Genomic DNA, 19,657 nt, shown 5'->3' on the forward strand with positions numbered 1-19,657 from the left:
GGGTGTGGTCTACGGGATTCAGTCCAGCGGGTCGACACCCGTTTCGGGCTTGCCAGCGCGTTGCTCGCGGACCAGAAAGGGGTAACTCAGCACGGCCAGCAGGATCACCAGCGTGCCCGCGTAGAAGCCGCCCGTCATGCGTTCGCTGTTGCCGAAGATCAATACCGCCAGCAAAATGCCGTAAACCGGCTCCAAATTAACAGTCAAAATGGCCATGTACGGCGAAAACTTACGGAGCAGGCCCACGCCCGCCGTGTAGGCATAGACCGTACAGACGAAGGCAAGCACCGCCATCCACAGCCATTGGCCGGGGCGTTGCAGGGTCAGTTCATGCAGCGGCGGATGCGCTACAGCCACATAAATGGCCGTCAGCAGCAGCGAAGTCAGGAAAGCGCCGCCCATTTCGCGCTGGGCAATCACCAGCGAACTATACCGGTTGGTAAATCGGCTGTTGATGATGGTAAAGAGGGCCGCCAGCATGGCCGAAAACACCGCCACCGCGAGCCCGGCTACCTTGTCGAACTCGAAGCGGAAGATCAGATACAGCCCCGACATGACCACGGCGCCCAGCACCACCTCGATGAGTTTAACGCGGCGTTTTAGGATCAGCGGCTCCAGGATAGACGCCCAGAGTGAGCTGGTAGCCATGCCCGCCAGACAAACCGATGCGTTGGCCAGCCGTGCCGCCCAGAAAAAGGCAAACCAGTGAATGGCGATCAAACCGCCGACGGCCAGCAATACCCAGTGGTCGCGGGGGTACGTGGTGGGGTTGGGTACGTTGCCTTCCGGCGATTTCCAGAAGCGCAGCACCACCCAAAGCCCTGCCGCCGCCAGCCCGGTGCGAATCACGACGAGGGCGGGCGCACCCAGCGGTTCGAGTAGCAACCCCAGTATGGCCGTGAAGCCCCAGATCAGGACAATAAAATGAAGATGCAGGTAATGTTTGAGCATAGAGTGGCGTTGCCGCAGGGTCGCTTCGCGCAGGGATTGCAGGGTGGCGTTGCCGCAGGGATGGCTTGGGGCAAAGGTACGATGCGAACCATCCCTGCCACCCCTGCGGCAACGCCACCCTGCAATCCCTGCCCTATTCTACCTCGGAATGGTGTTGTATAGCAGCACCCCGATGCCTGAAAAGACAATGTTGGGGAGCCAGACGGCCAGCAGCGGGTCAATGGTGCCACCTTCGGCCACGCCTTTGGCCAGCATATAGAAGAGAATATAGACAAACGCCAGAATGAACCCCAGCGCCACCTGCCAGCCCACGCCCCGGCGGCTTTTTCGTGCCGACATAATTACGCCGATCACCGTCAGGATGATGATGGCGAAGGGGCGGGTGTCGCGGCTGTATTTTTCGAGCAGGTAGATCTGTACCCCGTCGGCCCCGCGGCTATTGATGAGGCTGATGTAATTGTCGAGTTCGGGTTTGGTGAGCGTTTCGAACAGGCTGAAGTCGGAGTCGAAGTCAGACGGTTTCAGGTTGAGCGTCGAATCGATACGCGAGCCGGGCGTGAGCGTTTCGCGCTGCTCGCTATCAAACCGACGTACCTGATAGTCGTAGATGGCCCATTTGCCTTTCTTGGTGTCCCACTCGATGCGGTCGGCCGAAAGTTTCTGCTTCAGCAGGTTATCCTTCACCTCTTCGAGCGTGAATTTATAGCCCGTGTTGTTCAGGTTGTTATAGCTTTCCAGATAGGCATACACATTCGGTGCTACCTTCATGTGCACGTTTCGGCCCGTGTAAGTGTAGGCGTCCTTGGTGTATTTCAGCTCGAAGGCAATGCGGGTCTTGTTGGCCTTCGGAATGAGGTAGTTGACCATGTAATAGCTCAACGCCGCCAGCAGCGTGGCCCCCAGCACATACGGGTACAACAGCCTGACGAAGCTCACACCGCTGCTCAGGATGGCGATGATCTCGCTGCGAGCAGCCAGTTGTGAGGTCAGAAAAACCGTGGCAATGAACACCATCAACGGGCTGATCATGTTAGCCCAGTGCGGAATGAAGTTCAGGTAGTAATCGAAAAAGATCGCCGCGCCGGGGGCAGCCCGTTTCCGAAAGTCATCGACTTTTTCGGTGTAATCGACGACGCAGACAATCAACACGATCAGCAGCACTACAAAGAAGTAGGTCTGCAAAAAGCGCTTCAGAATATACCAGTCTAGTTTTTTCAAGGGAGTATGTTTGGCCTGGAGCCTGGGGCTCGGGGCAAGGGTGCACTGCTACAGACAATTGAATCAGTAGCGTAACCCCTTGCCCCGAGCCTCAGGTCCTAAGCCCGATTATAGTACCAACAAATTTTTCGCCACGTCGTAGCTAATGAATAACGCCGGATGCGTGTCAATTGTCACCCGCATGGAGCGGTCAAAGGCATTGATTTCAGAAACTTTAACGGGACAGCCCAAGACCAGCCCGCATTGCGCCAAGTGTTGGAGGAACGCCGCCGAGTGATCCAGCACCCCCATCATGGTTGCCTCGTCGCCGGGCGCCAACTCGGCCAGTGGGCGATAGGCCGTGCGGGGCATTTGGCCGGTTGGGGTCGGGATGGGGTCGCCGTGCGGGTCAAATTGCGGGTTTCCCAGAAACGTATCGAGGCGCGCCACCAGTTCGTCGGAACGTACGTGTTCGAGGTCTTCGGCCATGTCGTGCACTTCATCCCAGCCGAAGCCCAGTTTCTCGACCAGAAACACTTCCCACAGCCGATGCCGCCGGATAATCCGCAATGCCCGGCGTTCACCTTCGTCGGTCAGTCGCACACCCTGGTAGCGGCGATAATGAATTAACCCCTTGTCGGCCAGCCGCTTAAGCATATCCGTAACCGAGGCCGCGCGAGTGGCGGTCATTTCGGCCAGTGCATTGGTGCTTACCTCTTCCCCATCCTGCCGGTTTGAAATGGCGTAGATAGCTTTCAGGTAGTTTTCTTCCGTGGGCGACTGCGTCGGCATGGATTATCAAAAATTTCTTCCCGTTTATGAACGCAAGTTGAACAGAACCAGCGGGAAATCAGTTTTTGGTTAGTAAGAATAAATTTTTAGACCACCCTAAAAATAAGCCATTCACCCTGATTCTATGATTCTCGACCCCTCTACTCAGTCGTTGCCCGAAGCGCATGCTAGCGTGCCCGTGCCGCGATCGGCGGGGTTTTTCCGCACCCTGAAGGCCTACCTTGGCCCCGGCCTTATGGTCGCCGTGGGCTATATGGACCCTGGCAACTGGGCAACCGACATCGCTGGTGGCGCGCAGTTTGGGTATCGGTTGCTCAGCGTCGTGCTGATCTCCAACCTGTTTGCCATTCTCTTGCAACACCTTGCTCTGAAACTGGGCATCGCTACGGGCCGCGACCTCGCGCAGGCCTGCCGGGAGCATTACAGCCGCCCCGTCAGCATCGGTCTGTGGGTCTTGGCCGAAATCGCCATTGCCGCTACGGATCTGGCCGAGGTGATTGGCTCAGCCATTGCCCTGAACCTGCTGTTTGGCATGCCACTGGCCGTGGGCATCGTCATCACCGCCGTCGATGTGCTGCTGCTGCTCTGGTTGCAGCATAAGGGCTTCCGAATGCTCGAACTGGTGGTGGCCGGGCTGATTTTCGTGATTCTGGCTTGTTTTGGCTACGAACTCATTGCTTCACAACCCGACGTCCGGGCCGTAATGGGTGGGCTTATTCCCCGGCTGGAGGTGGTCACCAATCCCGGCATGCTCTACATCGCCATCGGGATTCTGGGGGCGACCGTGATGCCCCACAACCTGTATCTGCACTCCAGCATCGTACAAACCCGCGACTACCCGCGCACCGAAACGGGCCGGGCTTCGGCCATTAAATTTGCCACGATCGACTCAACGATCTCGTTGCTGCTGGCCTTCTTCATCAATGCCTCCATCCTGATTCTGGCGGCGGCGGCGTTTCACTTTTCGGGCAACCAGCAGGTAGCCGATATTGCCGATGCGCATCGCCTACTCGACCCGCTCCTAGGCGTCGGCATGGCGAGCATCCTGTTTGCCGTGGCCTTACTGGCTTCCGGGCAAAACAGCACCCTCACAGGTACGTTGGCGGGGCAGATTGTGATGGAAGGGTTTCTGAACCTGCGCCTTAAACCCTGGGTACGTCGCCTGATTACGCGCCTGATTGCTATCGTGCCGGCACTGGTCGTAGCGTTGCTTTACGGCGAACGGGGTACGTCGGAGTTGCTGGTGCTGAGTCAGGTTATCCTGTCGATTCAACTCAGTTTCGCCGTTGTGCCTCTGGTGCAGTTTACGAGCGACCGGTTGAAAATGGGTCGCTTCGCTAACCCGATGTGGTTGAAAACGTTGGCCTGGGCGGTGGCGGCGCTGATTATCGTGCTCAACGGCTATTTGTTGATCGAAACGGTGCTGGGTTAACGTCGATAAACATTTTCTCCTAATTAGAGAAGTACACATAGTCTTTTCGGCAAAGGGTGTACCGTTAAATAGCTCAGACGGCTAAATGCGACTTTATACCCAAGCAATAATTCCCAGTTGTGTCTAATTGGTACGTAAGTTGCGGTTGGTATCTGTTAACTTATTGGCATATACCCGCCGGTTTACTTATGCTGCCCCGCCACTTACTCTGTCTTTGTTATAGTTCCTGTTTCCTGGGGAAAGGTCGCTACCGATTCGCCAACCTGTTAGTATATGTGCTTACACTCGGAGCCGGGCCTGTTGCCGAAGCCCAACGGTCTTTCCTGCCGGGTACGTCGATCAACATGGCTGACAAACAGCGTTTTCTGTCGCAACGGATGGGGAAAGACTATGTTTTCCGGTTCCTGAACCAGAACGCTGATGTCGCCACGCGCGAAATGCAGTCGTCGGCGGTGCAGTTTGAAGAGAACCTGAAAATACTGAAGGCCAATACACCGTCGACAATAGCCCCGTTGCTGGCGAAGGAAGAAAGCCTATGGACCGACTACAAAAAACTGTTGCTGGCTGAACCCAACCGGGCCAACGCGCAGGCGGTGCTCAATTTTAATTCGCAACTCCTGGCAGCCACCAACGATGTGGTTGTGGCTCTGATAAAATGGGCGGCCACCCAACCCCAGAAAAAGTCTGAAACAGGAGCTTTGCCTGATGTAATCGCCGCCAATACCAGTCAGGCGGGCCGGATTCGGCTATTAGCGCAACGGCTCACTTTGTATTACGGAGCCTACGTAGGTGGCCTCACCACGCCCAACAACGACACCGTCAAGCAGATTCAGCAAATAGCAACGGGGATTCAAGCCAGCATCACGACACTGGTTATGTCGGATGCAAATACAATCGAGGTCGACGACGCTATCACGCAGGTGATCATTGACTGGCGGCAGCTTGAGGAGAAATGCAACAAAAACAATTGCCTGTCTTTCGAAGACAAATCGATGGAACCGAGCGAGGTGTTCAACGTAACCAACCGGATGCTGGCCAATATGGACAAGATTACCGCGACATATGCCAACCTTCTCGACTAACCTCCTGACCGCCCGACGCCCGACGTTACTGGTGATGGCGTGGTTTCTGCTCAGTGTAGCGGCGCAGGCTCAGCCCAAAACCAAGCATATCCGCGCTTCGGTGGGCCTGGAGGGTTTTTCGGTCGGCTTTCCGGATAGCGTAAAGGCAGGCGGTAAACCATTTTGGTTTGAGGCATCGGCCGTGTTATACGATGGCCGATCGGTGTTGATCGCGCACGACAAACCCATGCCCAACGGGCAGGCGTCGGTTGGAGTCTGGGAGAACCCTGACGCGCTCAACAGGCAGCAACCACCGACCTATTTCACGCATAACCTGTTCAAACGGGCCATAAAATATGAAGAGCTGGCCCAAACCCCTGATCGCAAATGGGTCTTTCTGACCACCGCCTTCGACCGGGTGAAAGAAGGCAGCAACGCCTGGGACACGTACAATATGCTGCTTTGCTGGCCTGCCGGCAAGCCCTCGCAGGTACGTCTGCTGGGTGGCGCACCCACCATCAGCGATTCCGTCAACACATCGGTAGCACTGCGCGACAAGATTTCGTCGGCAATTGCGCTCAGTGACCTCGATTACTTTGGTCTGGTACGTTACTTTAAAATTGAAGGGCTAACGGCCACTGCCAACCGGCTTTTTTTTGGGGTCCGGGAAGAAGGCAACAGTTTCCAGGATTTTAAGCCGGTGGTTCGGATATTGAGCGTGCCGTATCAGGTGCTGGGTAACGGTGGTGATCAGCACGTTGAACTGACGGGCGATTTTAGCCTGCTCGGTACTATCAACGTCGCTGAGCAAACGCCCGAAAAGCTAGCCGGTCCGCTGGCGCTATCGAGCCTCGAATATGACCCCGTACGCAAGTTGTTCTGGATTATTACGACGCACGAGAGCGGCGAAAATGTAGGTGCTTACCTATGGACAGCTACTGAAGCCGAGCTGTCGTTGGGTACAATGACTTTGGTGAGGACCCCAGCCGAAGAGCCGCTTTACCTCACACACAAAGCGGAGGACATGACGTTTCTGACACCCAACACGATACTGCTCATCCACGACGACGACCGCCTGCCCACCCGCGTAGCTGACAAAGTGCGGCAACCCAATCAGTCGGCGTTTACGGTGATGGAGGTGAAGTAAGGGGGTTACTAAAAGCCCACGCCCAGTTGTTTCCGAAGGGTGCTATCGGCGGGGGTATTATGGGTCCAATAGTCGGATTGCAGTGAACTGGTCAGGACCGCCCGCGACGTCAGCAGGCGGTCTTTGGTTTTGTAGGTGTCTTCCCAACCCAGAATCCGGTGCGGAAACGCCGTTTCGAACACCACAAGCAGCGACCGACCATCTTCTTTATAATCAACCGCATACGCTACTGCCTGGCTAGCTGTGGGGCCGGGGGTATAGGTACGTACCCACTCGGTTGCCCGTACCGTATCGAGCGTGGCGGTGGCGGGTAGCGAAGCCAGCCGCTTGTGGCGGAGGCGGGCCGCCTGCGTACCGGGAATCAGGTGAATGTCGCCCGTGGGTAGGGCGGCGGGGTTTAACCGGATTCGGTTGAAGAGTTCGTCTTCCAGCAAGGCTTCGTCGACATCGTAGTCTTCGGTCGCTTCCTGCTCGAAATACGAGCGCCCATTTACCCGAAATCCATTGTTTTTATAGCTGACCTGCACGTAGCTATGCCCACACCACTCCTGCCCCGACGTACTGACTTTCAGTGTGTTGGGGAACACCGGATTGTCGATGGGCGTAAACACCGACGTGAACAGCGAATAGTCGTAAACGCCCGTTTTGAAGCGACGCACATAATTGGTTTTCAGTACTGGCACCGATCGGTCGTGGCTGGCTTCGGTCTCCGATTTCACTTGTAGATCGGTCCGAAAATCTTCTGTTACGAAAATCAGGACCGCTTCGCCGGGGTTCATGGCCCCGTACTGCGCCTGTTCGAGCCGATAGTGGTTCAGTTCGGCTTTCCCGCCAAACCAGTAGGCCCGAAAATTGGGTTGCGAGGCCGGGGTGGCAGCCGGTGGCGGCGTAGGGCCTTTCTGGTACAGGGTAGCCCCCATCGCGATGGCAAATACCACTGAGAGCACGACAAAGATGGTGAGAAAATGGCGCTGAACAAACATGGCGGTTGGTCGATCTTAAACGTAAAGGTGCACGATTATAGCATTATTTCGTCGGCGGCCCGCCTCACCAGCGACGTATGCCCCGTTGGCAGTACAATGAGGCGGCACTCGGGTAGCGCCCGCAACAGCGGCTGCGTGTAGGCGGCGGGCAGCACGGCGTCAAATTTTCCCAGAATCAGGCAGACCGATACCTGCTGGGTACGTAGTCGCTGCGCCAGCGTAGGTACGTCGATCGTCAGAGGGTGAAACGCCGTCCAGGAGCGGTAAATCTGGGTACGTTGCGCGGGTGTTTTCAGCGTGGCTTCGGCAAATCGTAATAGTCCCGGTTTCAGCAGTTTCAGCTTCACCAGCCCCGTCCCGACCTGATGGAAAAATCCGGTGTGGTTCAACATAAACCGGAGTACGGCCTGCCCCGCCCGAGTGCTGGTGGCCGTCCTGAACCAGGGATCGTCGGTAATGCCATCGGGTGCCAGCAGGATCAGTTGATCCATTCGCTCGGTAAACAGCTCAGCCGTGACCAGCGCAAACCGCCCGCCCATGCTGAACCCCGCCACTGAAAAGCGGCCGATGTGGTGCGCAGTCAGGAAATCGGCCAATAACCTTTGCCAGTAGGGTTTGGTTATGGTAGCAGGCCAGTCAGCGTCCGGCCAGTCAGTAGCCAGTTGATTAGGTCCGTGGAAGGGCAGATTCAGCGAGTAGATCGTATGCGTTTGAGCCAATCGTTCGCCGAAAGGCGCAAAGCAACTGGCATCCTGCCCAATACCGTGCAATGCCAGCCAGACCGTTGGGCCCGTCCCGTATTTGGTATACTGAAGGCTGGCAATCGAATTCGAATCGTTGGGCACAGACGGGCGGCGTTTGGTTGGTCGTCAAATATCCGGCATCTAGTATCCAGTATCCAATACGCATCATGCAAACATTCCCAAACCTCGCCGCTTTTACGGCCCACGCCGGACAGGAACTCGGCACTACCGACTGGGTTACGATCAGTCAGGAACAGATTCAGCAATTTGCCGACGCTACCGGCGATCATCAATGGATTCACCTCGACATCGACCGGGCAACCCGCGAATCGCCCTACCAGACCACTATTGCCCACGGTTTTCTGACGCTCTCGCTGGCCCCGCGCTTGCTGGCCGACGTGTATGGGGTCGAGTCGGTTAAGATGGCGATCAACTACGGCGCGAATAAGATCCGGTTTACCAACGCCGTTCCCAGCGGGAGCCGCCTGCGCATGAAAGCCTGGTTGCACCACGTGGAACCCCAAAATGCCAACGAGGAGTCGTCTGGCGTTCGAGCGATCATCGAATGCGTCTTCGAGGTCGACGGTCAGCAGAAGCCCGCCTGTGTCGCTGAACTGATTATGCTGTTATTTGAATGATTTTAACCGTAGAGCCGCAATCCCTTGCGGCTTCTCAGGCGTCAGCAAATAACACGGTTGGGGCTAATGCTCTACAGGGTCTATTGCTAACGCACGAGGAGCCGCAAGGGATTGCGGCTCTACATGAGATAACTCCTTTATAAATTATGCGTTTAGCCAACAAAACGGCCATCATTACCGGCGGAGCTCGCGGCATTGGCCGGGCCGCCGCCGAACTCTTCACCCGCGAGGGTGCCGCTGTCGTGATCTGGGATATGCTAGACGAAGGCGAAGACGCCGCCCAAGCTCTGCGCGATCAGGGCTACAACGCCACCTTCATGCGGGTTAGCGTGACCGACGTACCCAGCGTGGAAGAGGCCGTCCGGGCGGTGCTCGAGCAATACGGACAGATCGACATTCTGGTCAACAACGCGGGCATTACCCGCGACCGTACCCTATTGAAAATGAGCCACCTGGAATGGCAGCAGGTGATCGACGTGAACCTTACGGGCGTGTTCAACTGCACTAAGGCCGTGGTGCCGCACATGGTTGAGCGGAAGTTCGGCCGCATTATCTGTACGTCGTCGGTGGTCGGCATTCATGGCAATTTCGGGCAAACCAATTACGCTGCTACTAAAGCGGGCGTGGTAGCCATGTGCCGCACCTGGGCCAAGGAATTAGGGTCGAAGGGGATTACCGCCAATGCGGTAGCACCCGGTTTTATCCGCACCGACATGACCGACGCCATGCCCGAAGAAGCCCGGCAGGCCACTATTCAACTAATTCCCGCCAAACGGATGGGCGAACCGCTGGACATCGCCTATGCCTACCTCTACCTGGCCTCCGACGAGGCCTCATTCGTGAACGGGCAGGTGCTAGGCGTGAACGGTGGTCAGGCTTCGTAAGTAGCTATCCCTTTCGAGCACCTACAACTGCCATTGGTGCTCGAAAGGAAACACGTAAAGCTTCAGCGGGTTAGCGTGACCTTGCCGCCAACACCACCCAGGCTCACTTCCATTTTGTTACACTCATTGGCATCGATTGATCCCGATAGCGTGCTGTTGACGTTCGTCGATCCACTTGTTCCGCTGAGTGTTAGCGTGAGCATATTGTTCTGCACAGCGTAGGTACGTTTGGTAACCGGTACGTTATAGATCGTAGTGGGCACCAGCAGGCTATTGCTTTCCTGAAAGGTACCATCTGTGTTGAACGTGATGTTGCTGGTTGCGGTGGCCGACGACGGCAAGCTGGCTTTCCAGGTACCAAGGATGTTCTTGTCGGCCGAAGGGGCTGTGCATACGGCAGCAGGTTCGCTTTTTTTGCAGGATAAGGTTGCTGTAAAGGCAATAGCGGCTATGAGTAGCCCATAAATACGGGTATGCATGCGTTTTATTGGTTGTAAAGAGGCCAAAATTGAAGACCAAACCTATACCCTGCCATCCCTGCATGCGGCTATCTACTGGATGGTAGCTTTTCAAAAACCGTATGCATGCATACTATTTCTGAAAAAATTGTAGTTTTGTGAAGGTTACGGTGGCAGCGGCGAAACGAACAGCACCGCTATCGGTACGTAGACCGACACCAGATGAAAAAAGAGAAAACCGTTGATTTCCATATAAAATGGGCCTGGCATGCGATCTCCCGCATGTACAACGCCCATGCCGGTAGCTTCGGCCTGACGATGGCAACGGGCTACGTGCTGCTTAACATTGATACGGAGCAGGGCACACCGGCGACCAAAATTGGCCCGCTGCTGGGCATGGAACCGCGCAGCCTGGTCAGGATGCTGAAAGGCCTGGAAGAGCGCGGGCTGATCCGGCGCGAAACCGACGAAGCCGACAAACGCTTCGTGCGCATCTACCTGACCGACGAAGGCCGCGCCAAGCGCGAAATGGCCCGCGAAGGCGTCATCGAATTCAATAAAATGATTCGGGAAAAGATCCCTCTCGACAAGCTGGTTGTGTTCTTCGACGTCATCAAAGAGATCAACCTGCTGGTCGAAGAGGAAAATAACAAACTCAAAGCCACCAACGCCCCGGTGGAAGACGTAGTATAATGACTATGGAACGCGGATGACGCCGATAAACCGAATTGATTCGGATTCTTTTTTGACACCTAACCAAATCAAAAATCCGTGTAAATCCGGTTCATCGGCGTCATCCGCGTTCCATCCCCCCTTTAATCTCATGGAAGCAACACTTGCAAAACCACAAACCCAGACGAAAAACCGCAATATCCGGCGTGTAGCCGTGTTGGGCTCTGGCATTATGGGCTCACGCATCGCCGCACATTTCGCCAACATCGGCGTCGACGTGCTGCTGCTCGACATCGTTCCGCGCGAACCCAACGCCGCCGAAGCCGCTAAAGGCCTAACCACCGATAGCCCTGCCGTGCGCAACCGACCCGTCAACGATGCCTGGCAAACGATGCTGAAAGCCTCACCGGCCTCGTTGTACACGCCCAAATTTGCCGACCGGGTCAAGCTCGGCAACTTCGACGATAACCTCAAAGACATCGCCACCTACGACTGGGTGATCGAAGTCGTGGTGGAGCGGCTCGACATCAAACGCTCCCTGTATGAGCGGGTGGAGCAGTTTCGCAAGCCAGGTACGTTGATTACCTCCAACACGTCGGGCATTCCGATGCATTTGCTGGTCGAAGGCCGGTCCGACGATTTCAAGCGGCATTTCTGCGGTACGCACTTCTTCAACCCGCCGCGCTACCTGCGCCTGCTCGAGATCATCCCCGGCCCCGATACCGACCCCGCCATCATCGATTTTCTGATGAGCTACGGCGATCTGTATCTGGGAAAAACCACCGTACTGGCCAAAGACACGCCGGGCTTCATCGCCAACCGGCTGGGCATTCATTCGCTGATCCAGACGATCCGCGTGGCCGAAGAGATGGAGTTGAGCGTTGAGGCGGTCGATAAGCTGACCGGCCCGGTGGTGGGGCGGCCCAAGTCAGGTACGTTCCGGCTGTCGGACGTGGTGGGGTTGGACACGACCGTCAACGTGGCGAGCAACTTGGTGAAGCTCGAATACGACGAGTCGCACAAGGCGTTTGAACTGCCTTCGACCATGCAGAAACTGAGCGACAACAAGTGGCTCGGCGACAAAACGGGGCAAGGTTTTTATAAGAAAATCAAAGACGAAAAGGGCAAATCGGTCATTCTGGCCCTGAACCTCAAAACGTTTGAGTACGAGCCGTCGCAGAAAGTAAAATTCGCGACGCTCGATAGCACCAAGGCTGTCGAAAGCCTGCGGAAGCGCTTCCCGATCCTGCTCGCCGGTACCGATAAAGCGGGTGAGTTTTACCGCCGCACGTTTGCCGACGGCTTCCAGTATGCCACCAACCGCATTCCCGAAGTCGCCGACGAACTCTACAAGATCGACGAAGCTATCAAAGCAGGTTTTGGCTGGCAGATGGGCCTGTTCGAAACCTGGGATGCGATTGGCGTGCAGGCCGGTATCGACATGATGGAGAAACTCGACCGGAAGCCTGCCCAGTGGGTGTACGACATGGTGGCTAGCGGCGCGACGAGTTTTTACAAGACGGAAGGCGGCAAGAAACAGTACTACGACATCCCGTCGAAGTCGTACAAGACGATCCCTGGCACCGAGTCGTTCCTCATTCTGGAAAGCCTGAGCGATAACGTTATCTGGAAAAACGCGGGATCTGCCATCTACGACCTTGGCGACGGCATCATCAACCTCGAATTCCGCTCGAAGATGAACACCTTCGGGGCGGAGGTGATCGAGGGGCTTAACAAAGCCATTTCACTGGCGGAGAAAGATTTCCGCGGCCTCGTTATCGGCAACGACTCAACAGAGGCTTTCTCGGCGGGGGCCAACCTGGCGACGCTGTTCATGTTTGCCCTGGAGCAGGAATACGACGAGATCAACCTGATGATCGCGCAGTTCCAGCAGACGATGATGCGGGCGCGGTATTCGGCCATTCCGGTGGTGGGTGCACCCCACTCGCTGGCGCTGGGTGGTGGCTGCGAAATCAACCTTCACTGCGATCGCGTTGTAGCCCATGCCGAAACCTACATGGGCTTGGTGGAAGTAGGCGTTGGCCTGATTCCGGCCGGGGGTGGCACCAAAGAAATGGCGGCCCGCTGCTCAGACCTTTACCAGACGGGCGACCCGGAGCTAAACATCCTGCAATCGGCCTTTATGAACATCGCTACAGCGAAGGTATCGACCTCGGCGCAGGAGGCCCGCGAGATGAACTACTTGCTGCCGTCGGCGCAGATTGTGCTGAACCGAAGCCGTCAGATTGCCGAAGCCAAGCAAGTGGCGATCGAACTGGCCGAAAACGGTTATACGCAACCCAAACAACGTACCGATATTAAGGTACAGGGCAAAACGGGCATTGCCTTGTTCCGGGCGGGTGTGACGGCCATGAAGATGGGCCGTTTCATTTCGGAACACGACGAAAAGATTGCCAACAAGCTCGCTTACGTGATCTGCGGCGGCGACCTCAGCAGCCCGCAGCTGGTATCGGAGAAATACCTCCTCGACCTGGAGCGCGAAGCCTTCCTCTCCCTGACCGGCGAGAAGAAAACCCTCGAACGCATCCAAAGCCTGCTGCAAGGCGGCAAGCCGTTACGGAATTAAGTAATACTTAAACCTATAAGGGCTGGGCGCCCCCGTCCAAGACCTTATAGGTTTTATAAAAAGAGGCCGTTTCCAGCAATGGGAACGGCCTCTTTTTATAAACCAGTTATGGGCATAACTTAGCTAAAAGAACCTTAAACTAACTTTTTCTCAATGTTTAGCAAACCTTTTACTTGACAGATATTTATATTTGTCAAGTGCTTTAATACAAAAGCCCCCTGTTCGTCAAAACAGAGGGCTTTCGGTAAGCGTGGACTGCTTACTGATGTCGATAGTAGGATATCAACATCGAGAAAGTAGTCCGTACCAACGTCGCAATCGTATTGATTAGAGGTTGGTACTTTTTAAGCTGGCTCAGAATTCGCTTTTCTAAGCTGTGCTTGTTTGACTTAGCCATAATAGTAGTTATGGTCTGGGTTGAACATAGTGACACGCTCTCCGCGCGTGACAACGGTTAAAAGGGCTGCGTCAACAGCCCTTTTTCTGTTTGCAAGATAACTCACTAAGGTATTGTTAAGCAGAGCAGAGATCTCTCTTTTCGACGTCGTTGGTGTAGATCCGCAACGTCGATCTTATGCTTCACAGGAAATTACTTGGCAAATAATAAGGTTTTGTTAGCTATTAGCTTTCAAAGCACGATCAGCTAAGCATTGATATATTTGGGAACTGTTCTCTACCAAACATCGGAAATACCGTACTATCTATTAAGGAGTCAGTATAAGTTGCTATGACCCCACCACGTACCTGCGCTCGTTGCCAGTCGGAGAAGATTATGTTTCCGGTGCGGTTCAACAACCACATCCACGAAATCTACGCGCAACCAGGTCTGTACCTGACGTCGCCCAAAGAGCCAGATGCCTGGTTTCAGCTTCCCGATGTGACAACATACCCAATGGTAGCAGCCGTTTGCGGAGCCTGTGGCTTCGTGGAACAGCACATCGTCGCACCCGACAATGCGTGGGCGAAATGGCAGAAAGGCTACAGGTAGTACACCGAACCGATCGCAACGAAACAAAGGCTGCTTCTTTTTGCTTATAGCTGCACAAGTCGTTTGGCTATCACTTCATCATGGATTTCGGAAAAGTCGCCAATACCGCCACCCTGGATAGCGCCACGCTTTCGCTGCCACCCGGCCATGCGTTCAACGCGCGGGTGTGGGCCAATGTGACACCCAATACCCGGCCCGAGGTGTTTATCGGCGGGCCGGTTTGGGCCAACAAAGACTACGTGGGCAAGGTGTACCCGAGCACGGCCAAGGAGAAAGATTTTCTGCATTACTACGTCCGGCAGTTCAACACCATCGAACTGAACCTCACGCACTACCAGATTCCCACCACGGCCATGATCGACAAATGGAAAACCGAAGCCGCTGGTAGTGGCCGACCGTTTGTCTACTGCCCCAAGTTTCCACAGATTATCAGCCACGAACGGTTGTTGCAGGGTGCCGAATCGCTAACCGACGAGTTTATCAATGCCATTTTTGGATTGGAAGAATTTCTGGGCATGTCGTTTCTACAATTGCCGCCCGTTTTCGGCCCCGACAAATGGCTGATTCTTGAACGCTACCTACGGATGTTGCCCGACGACCTCGACGTGGCCGTTGAATTCCGCCATCCCGACTGGTTTAAACCGGCCATCTGGACGCAGACGCTGGAACGGCTCCACGCGTTGCATCGGCATACCTTGATTACCGACGTAGCCGGCCGGCGCGACGTGCTGCACATGGGGCTGAGCAGTCCCGTGCTGACGTTGCGGTTCATCGCCAACGAAGGCCACCGAACCGACTATAGCCGTAGCGACGCCTGGATCGAGCGGCTCAAAAAATGGTTTGACAAGGGGCTGCAAACGGCCTATCTGTTCATCCACGGCGGTGGCGACAACGACACCGCGCCCGAGCTGATTCGGTATTGGGTACGTCAGCTCAACGAACACTGCGACCTGCACCTACAGGAACCCGTGCTACAACCTCAGGTCGTGCAGGGAAGCTTGTTTTAATGGCCTTCGATAAACCAACGGCAGCTATCCATGCAACGTACCTGACGAGGTATAAAAAAAGCCCCGCTTGGGGCTTTCTGTTTTTGTAAATTGGGGGAAACTAGGCTGCCCGTGAACTCACCGCTTTGCGCAACGTACCCGGCCGGATGGCACGCGGGTTATTGGCCTCTTCAACCGCCTCATCAGAAACGGCACCCATATGCTGCGCCCGTTTCAGCACATAGTCGAACGGCAGGTTGAAGTAGTTGGCCACTTCACTACGGAACGAGTCGGGGAAACGCGACAGCCGGATACCGAAGAATTTTTTCATCTCGGCTTCGGGCAGCAGCGACGCCAGCCCTACACGCTCGGCTTCGGCCAGGAGCTCGCGGCGGTTCGCGTAAAGGTGTTCCAGCCCTACAGAGGCCGTCAGAATCGTCAGGAATAGGTTTTTGTACATGCCTGATAACTCAGCGGGCAGGATAATCCAGCCCTGTTCCCGGAACTTCGCCGAGAAGCCCGTCAGGCCTGGTGTGCCGCGCAGTTCGCCCGCGATCATGTCGGCGGGGAAAACCAAACGATCGTCTTGCTTCTTAAGCCGGTAGACGACCGCTTCCACGGGGCTTTTTTGAAACAGCAGATCGGCCGGAATCACGCGGGTGCTCTCCCACTGATCAGTCATACGCACGAACAGGGCCTCATTTTGCGGCAGGTTTTCGGGCGTACCCAGACTAACCAGCATCTGGCGGAAAGCGGCCAGAAAATCAATCTGAAGTTGACTCGGATGATATTTGGTGCGTGCCATAAGCGCGAAAAAGCCGGAGTGTCGCCCAATAGGCGTTCCGGCATTCATTAGTGTTGTTAGTAGGCTTAAACTGTAGAGTAAAGTTAACCTACACACGGCACATTTGCAAGCCCGCAACCCAACTGACTGTCAGAAAAATAAGGCTCCTGTAAGCACTTATTTATTGCTCGTTGAACCTGGCAACGTACCTGACTCATACTGCCTGTCCAGGTACGTTGTAAAGGCCGATTTTGTGTGTTAGTTTGGTTGTTGGGGCAAGGTTTTCAGCCACGCCAGATTGAAGCGGTAGTGCAGGCTGCTGCTTAGCACATGAATCAGGTTGTCGGGCGTTTGGGTCATGGCCAGATAGCCTTTCGGTTCGGTATGGGTCTTATCCATCTGGAACGCGCCCGTCCAGGCACCGCCGTTCAGGTAGCGCTCCTGCCCATCGGTGAGGAGTTTGACAATGGGCCAGGTTTTACCGTCGTCAAACGACAGGGCAGCATACATGCCAAACCCCTGATAGGTGTTACCGCCTGCCGTTTTGAACGACATACCGGCGGTCTTTTCGTCGGGATGATGCGTGAACGACACCAGCAGCAGCGGCCCTTCGTTGAGTCTTGACAACACTAGCCGCTGCCCACTCCAGACCGGCGGAAACGGCGACGGCGCGTAGGTCCAGGTTTTGCCCATATCGTGCGACAGGCTCATCGGCATCCGCAGCCCTGAACTGTCGGGGGCAGGAATGTCATTTTTACGACCGAAAGCCAGCAGATCGCCGTTGGTCAGTTGCACCACCCCGGCATGAATACCCGCAATAAGCCCGCCTGTCTCGCCCGCCCGGAAACCGGGCGTTTGTTCGCCTTCATACGGGTTGGTCCAGGTACGTCCCCCGTCCCGGCTGATGTGGATCGCCGTGCCGCCCGTTGGCCCCGGATCGGCGTCGGCGGGCTGCACCAGCCAGCCTTCTCTGGTCTGCATCATCCCCGCAATGATCTGATGGTGTTTGGTGTGCTCAGGGGCTATTAACGCGGGGGCCGTCCAGGTGGCGCCATTGTCGCGGCTGGTTCGCAGCACCATCGCCAGGTCCTGCCAGTCGCCGTCGGTTTCCACGCCGTTCGTGTGGTAGAGAGTGCCCTTGCCGTCGTGCAACAGCGAAGCCCCAGTCATATTCCGGTCGGGCACCTTGAAAAACTCCGCCGGTTCGTCCCACTGCCCGGCCCGAAATCGGCTCGAGAGCACGGTCATTTCGCGGCCACTTTCCTCATCCGTCGAAAACCAGATCGCCAGCAGATCACCGTTGGGGCACCAGGTAACCGCCGGTTGATGGTTATGGCTGTAGAAAGGCACCTTGCGCCCACAGTCGGGTTCAAGCACGTAACGCAGTGGTTCGTGAAAAATGGGTTTTGCCGGGTCGACGCGTGACCACAAGGCTTTCTGTTGCGAAATGGCGCGGGGATAAGGTGGAGGCACTGCAACCGGCAGCGGAGCAGACGCGGGCATCGGTGCCTGTACCACCCGAAAACCAACCAGCCAGTTTTTATCGGCGGGAATCATCCCCAACCGGTTGGCCGATCGCAGAAACATAACGGGCGTGCCGTGACTGCCGCCGCGCGTTACCCGATACAAGCCCGAGACCCGCCCAACTGGGTCGCGCTGTTGACCAGACTGGTATGGCCCATACCAATCGAGGCACCACTCTTCCACGTTGCCGTGCATATCGAACAGCCCCCACGGGTTGGCGGGCGTCTGCCCTACTCGCAGCGGCACAACCTTGGCCTCACGGCTGGTTGCCTGACTTTTATGGTAGGCCACCGGCAGCGAGTTACCCATCGAGAAATCACTGATACTGCCCGCCCGGCAGGCATACTCCCATTCGGCTTCGGTGGGGAGGCGGTAGGGCTTCCCTTCCTTTCTTGATAGCCAGGCACAAAACGAGACCGCTTCCGGGTAGCTCACAAACACAACGGCTTCGTCGTCACCCGCGGAGAAACCCCGCTTCCCTCGAAGTTGGCGGTGCGCCGGGTCGAAAGCTTCATACTGGGCGTTGGTTACCTCGGTAGCCCCCATCAGAAAGCCACTGGTCATTGTTACGCGGTGTACAGGGCTTTCATCTATGTCTTTGCCCTTGCGTTCGGAACCCATGTAAAACGAGCCCGCCGGAACTGGCACAAGCGGCATGCCCAGCGAATTGGTGGCCTGCGCCAGACAGGTTGTTGTAAAGGTCGATAGTAGTAAAAGCACAAGTAGCAATGCTCGGGTAATCATGCGGATGAGTAGTTGATCTCTTGAATCAGCTTAGACAAGCCGATAGAGCAATCTACACACAACCCGCTATTGCCTCCATCGTAATGGCTTCGTTATCCGGTCTGAAAAGCCTCTGATGCCCAGCAAGTACCACGCCGAACGTACCCAGCAACAACTTGTTTAAGTTTTTACACACAACGTTAAACAAATTTTTTGCACGCTACGTTGATCAAGTGGTAACGAAGCCGGGTGAACAGCGGCCCGAAAAACGGGGTTTTACCTTGTTTGCGTAGCGGTTGGCCTGTACTTTTGCGCGGTCTTGGCGGTCCCGTAAATTGGCGGGCACGTAGGGACTTAGTCTGGTGTTTTTCAACTGTATATCTGTCACAATAACCTATGTCTTGGGTAACCCAAACGTTAGCCAGTTCGCTGGGCCGGAAAGTGATAATGGCACTAACCGGCTTGTTTCTCTGCACATTCCTGATCGTTCACGTAGCGGGCAATCTGCAATTGTTTAAAGGCGATGAAGGGCGGGCGTTCAACGAGTATAGCTACTTCATGACGCACAATCCGCTGATCATGACGGTCTCCTACCTGCTGTACACGTCCATTATTGTTCACGCGTTGATGGCCCTCATCCTGACGCGCCACAATCAGGCTTCCCGCCCGGTAAAATACGCCTACCAACGCCCTGAAGCCAACAGCCCCTGGTCGTCGCGCAACATGGGTATTCTGGGAACTATCCTGTTGATCTTCATCGTGATCCACATGCGGACGTTCTGGTACACCATGCACTTTGGCCCCATTCCGGTAGCCGAGTATGATGGTAAGGAATACAAAGACCTTTACAAAATTGTGGTCGAGGCGTTCTCCAACTGGTGGTACGTGCTGCTGTACGTCATCTCGATGGGTGCGCTGGGCTATCACCTCGTTCATGGCTTCAAGAGCGGTTTCCAGACGCTGGGCCTCCGCCACAAAAAGTACACGCCCCTGCTCGAATTTCTGGGGATATATGTTTTTGCCATCTTGATCCCGGCTCTGTTCGCAGCCATGCCGGTTTATTTTTACCTGAAACACGTAGGTGTCATCGGATAATTAGCTTTCCTA

Annotated in this window: 18 protein-coding genes; 10 read left to right on the top strand and 8 right to left on the bottom strand. The window is 55.6% G+C overall.

From position 1 onward, the window contains the following. Positions 1 to 18 precede the first annotated feature (18 nt). From ACAW74_RS09240 to ACAW74_RS09250, 3 genes are all read right to left on the bottom strand, one after another. Positions 19 to 951, bottom strand: coding sequence for a DMT family transporter (locus tag ACAW74_RS09240; RefSeq protein ID WP_370697903.1), 933 nt, complete (start codon positions 949 to 951; stop codon positions 19 to 21). Between the two features lie 138 nt (positions 952 to 1,089). After that, positions 1,090 to 2,169 (bottom strand): LptF/LptG family permease, encoded by a 1,080-nt coding sequence (locus ACAW74_RS09245; RefSeq protein WP_370697904.1) that lies wholly within the window; start codon positions 2,167 to 2,169, stop codon positions 1,090 to 1,092. Positions 2,170 to 2,277: 108 nt separating this feature from the next. Next, a complete protein-coding gene (locus ACAW74_RS09250; protein WP_370697905.1) occupies positions 2,278 to 2,940 on the bottom strand; it encodes a metal-dependent transcriptional regulator in 663 nt (220 codons plus the stop codon). A 124-nt stretch (positions 2,941 to 3,064) separates the two neighbouring features. Here ACAW74_RS09250 and ACAW74_RS09255 point away from each other — a divergent pair, with 124 nt between their 5' ends. From ACAW74_RS09255 to ACAW74_RS09265, 3 genes are all read left to right on the top strand, one after another. Beyond that, complete coding sequence (locus tag ACAW74_RS09255; protein ID WP_370697906.1) at positions 3,065 to 4,372, top strand: Nramp family divalent metal transporter; 1,308 nt, start codon at positions 3,065 to 3,067, stop codon at positions 4,370 to 4,372. Between the two features lie 275 nt (positions 4,373 to 4,647). Then, the gene (locus ACAW74_RS09260) at positions 4,648 to 5,454 is read left to right on the top strand and encodes a type IV pili methyl-accepting chemotaxis transducer N-terminal domain-containing protein (protein WP_370697907.1); all 807 of its coding nucleotides are present in this window, start codon (positions 4,648 to 4,650) and stop codon (positions 5,452 to 5,454) included. Beyond that, on the top strand, positions 5,435 to 6,580 hold the full coding sequence (locus ACAW74_RS09265) for a hypothetical protein (protein ID WP_370697908.1): 1,146 nt from the start codon (positions 5,435 to 5,437) through the stop codon (positions 6,578 to 6,580). The genes ACAW74_RS09260 and ACAW74_RS09265 overlap by 20 nt, the downstream gene beginning before the upstream one ends. Positions 6,581 to 6,588: 8 nt before the next feature. On the opposite strand, the gene ACAW74_RS09270 is transcribed toward ACAW74_RS09265, so the two are convergent. Together ACAW74_RS09270 and ACAW74_RS09275 are read right to left on the bottom strand one after the other, a co-directional pair. Further along, positions 6,589 to 7,563: a hypothetical protein gene (locus ACAW74_RS09270; RefSeq protein WP_370697909.1), complete on the bottom strand. Its 975-nt coding sequence runs from the start codon at positions 7,561 to 7,563 to the stop codon at positions 6,589 to 6,591. Positions 7,564 to 7,598: 35 nt separating this feature from the next. Further along, a complete protein-coding gene (locus ACAW74_RS09275; protein ID WP_370697910.1) occupies positions 7,599 to 8,408 on the bottom strand; it encodes an alpha/beta fold hydrolase in 810 nt (269 codons plus the stop codon). A gap of 65 nt (positions 8,409 to 8,473) precedes the next feature. Here ACAW74_RS09275 and ACAW74_RS09280 point away from each other — a divergent pair, with 65 nt between their 5' ends. Then, a complete protein-coding gene (locus ACAW74_RS09280) occupies positions 8,474 to 8,944 on the top strand; it encodes a MaoC family dehydratase (protein WP_370697911.1) in 471 nt (156 codons plus the stop codon). Positions 8,945 to 9,090: 146 nt separating this feature from the next. Continuing rightward, entirely contained in the window at positions 9,091 to 9,828 is a 738-nt protein-coding gene (gene fabG / locus ACAW74_RS09285) for a 3-oxoacyl-[acyl-carrier-protein] reductase (RefSeq protein WP_370697912.1), read from the top strand. Between the two features lie 62 nt (positions 9,829 to 9,890). Here the strand turns inward: fabG and ACAW74_RS09290 are convergent, their stop codons facing one another. Beyond that, positions 9,891 to 10,307: a hypothetical protein gene (locus ACAW74_RS09290; protein ID WP_370697913.1), complete on the bottom strand. Its 417-nt coding sequence runs from the start codon at positions 10,305 to 10,307 to the stop codon at positions 9,891 to 9,893. Between the two features lie 201 nt (positions 10,308 to 10,508). Here ACAW74_RS09290 and ACAW74_RS09295 point away from each other — a divergent pair, with 201 nt between their 5' ends. The 4 genes from ACAW74_RS09295 (at position 10,509) to ACAW74_RS09310 (ending at position 15,540) form a co-directional block, all read left to right on the top strand. Beyond that, positions 10,509 to 10,979, top strand: a complete 471-nt coding sequence (locus ACAW74_RS09295; protein WP_015329692.1) for a MarR family winged helix-turn-helix transcriptional regulator — start codon at positions 10,509 to 10,511, stop codon at positions 10,977 to 10,979. A gap of 130 nt (positions 10,980 to 11,109) precedes the next feature. Beyond that, positions 11,110 to 13,545, top strand: a complete 2,436-nt coding sequence (locus tag ACAW74_RS09300; RefSeq protein WP_370697914.1) for a 3-hydroxyacyl-CoA dehydrogenase/enoyl-CoA hydratase family protein — start codon at positions 11,110 to 11,112, stop codon at positions 13,543 to 13,545. A 727-nt stretch (positions 13,546 to 14,272) separates the two neighbouring features. Further along, a complete protein-coding gene (locus tag ACAW74_RS09305) occupies positions 14,273 to 14,533 on the top strand; it encodes a hypothetical protein (RefSeq protein ID WP_370697915.1) in 261 nt (86 codons plus the stop codon). An 80-nt stretch (positions 14,534 to 14,613) separates the two neighbouring features. Further along, positions 14,614 to 15,540: a DUF72 domain-containing protein gene (locus ACAW74_RS09310; RefSeq protein ID WP_370697916.1), complete on the top strand. Its 927-nt coding sequence runs from the start codon at positions 14,614 to 14,616 to the stop codon at positions 15,538 to 15,540. A 100-nt stretch (positions 15,541 to 15,640) separates the two neighbouring features. Here ACAW74_RS09310 and ACAW74_RS09315 read toward each other — a convergent pair whose 3' ends face one another. Further along, positions 15,641 to 16,324, bottom strand: coding sequence for a hypothetical protein (locus tag ACAW74_RS09315; protein WP_370697917.1), 684 nt, complete (start codon positions 16,322 to 16,324; stop codon positions 15,641 to 15,643). Positions 16,325 to 16,561: 237 nt separating this feature from the next. Then, positions 16,562 to 18,571: an SUMF1/EgtB/PvdO family nonheme iron enzyme gene (locus ACAW74_RS09320; protein ID WP_370697918.1), complete on the bottom strand. Its 2,010-nt coding sequence runs from the start codon at positions 18,569 to 18,571 to the stop codon at positions 16,562 to 16,564. Positions 18,572 to 18,946: 375 nt separating this feature from the next. Between ACAW74_RS09320 and ACAW74_RS09325 the strand changes: the two genes are divergently transcribed. After that, positions 18,947 to 19,645 (top strand): succinate dehydrogenase cytochrome b subunit, encoded by a 699-nt coding sequence (locus ACAW74_RS09325; RefSeq protein WP_370697919.1) that lies wholly within the window; start codon positions 18,947 to 18,949, stop codon positions 19,643 to 19,645. Positions 19,646 to 19,657: the final 12 nt, after the last annotated feature.

It is taken from the genome of Fibrella musci (genome assembly GCF_041321105.1).
GTDB classification, from domain to species: domain Bacteria; phylum Bacteroidota; class Bacteroidia; order Cytophagales; family Spirosomataceae; genus Fibrella; species Fibrella musci.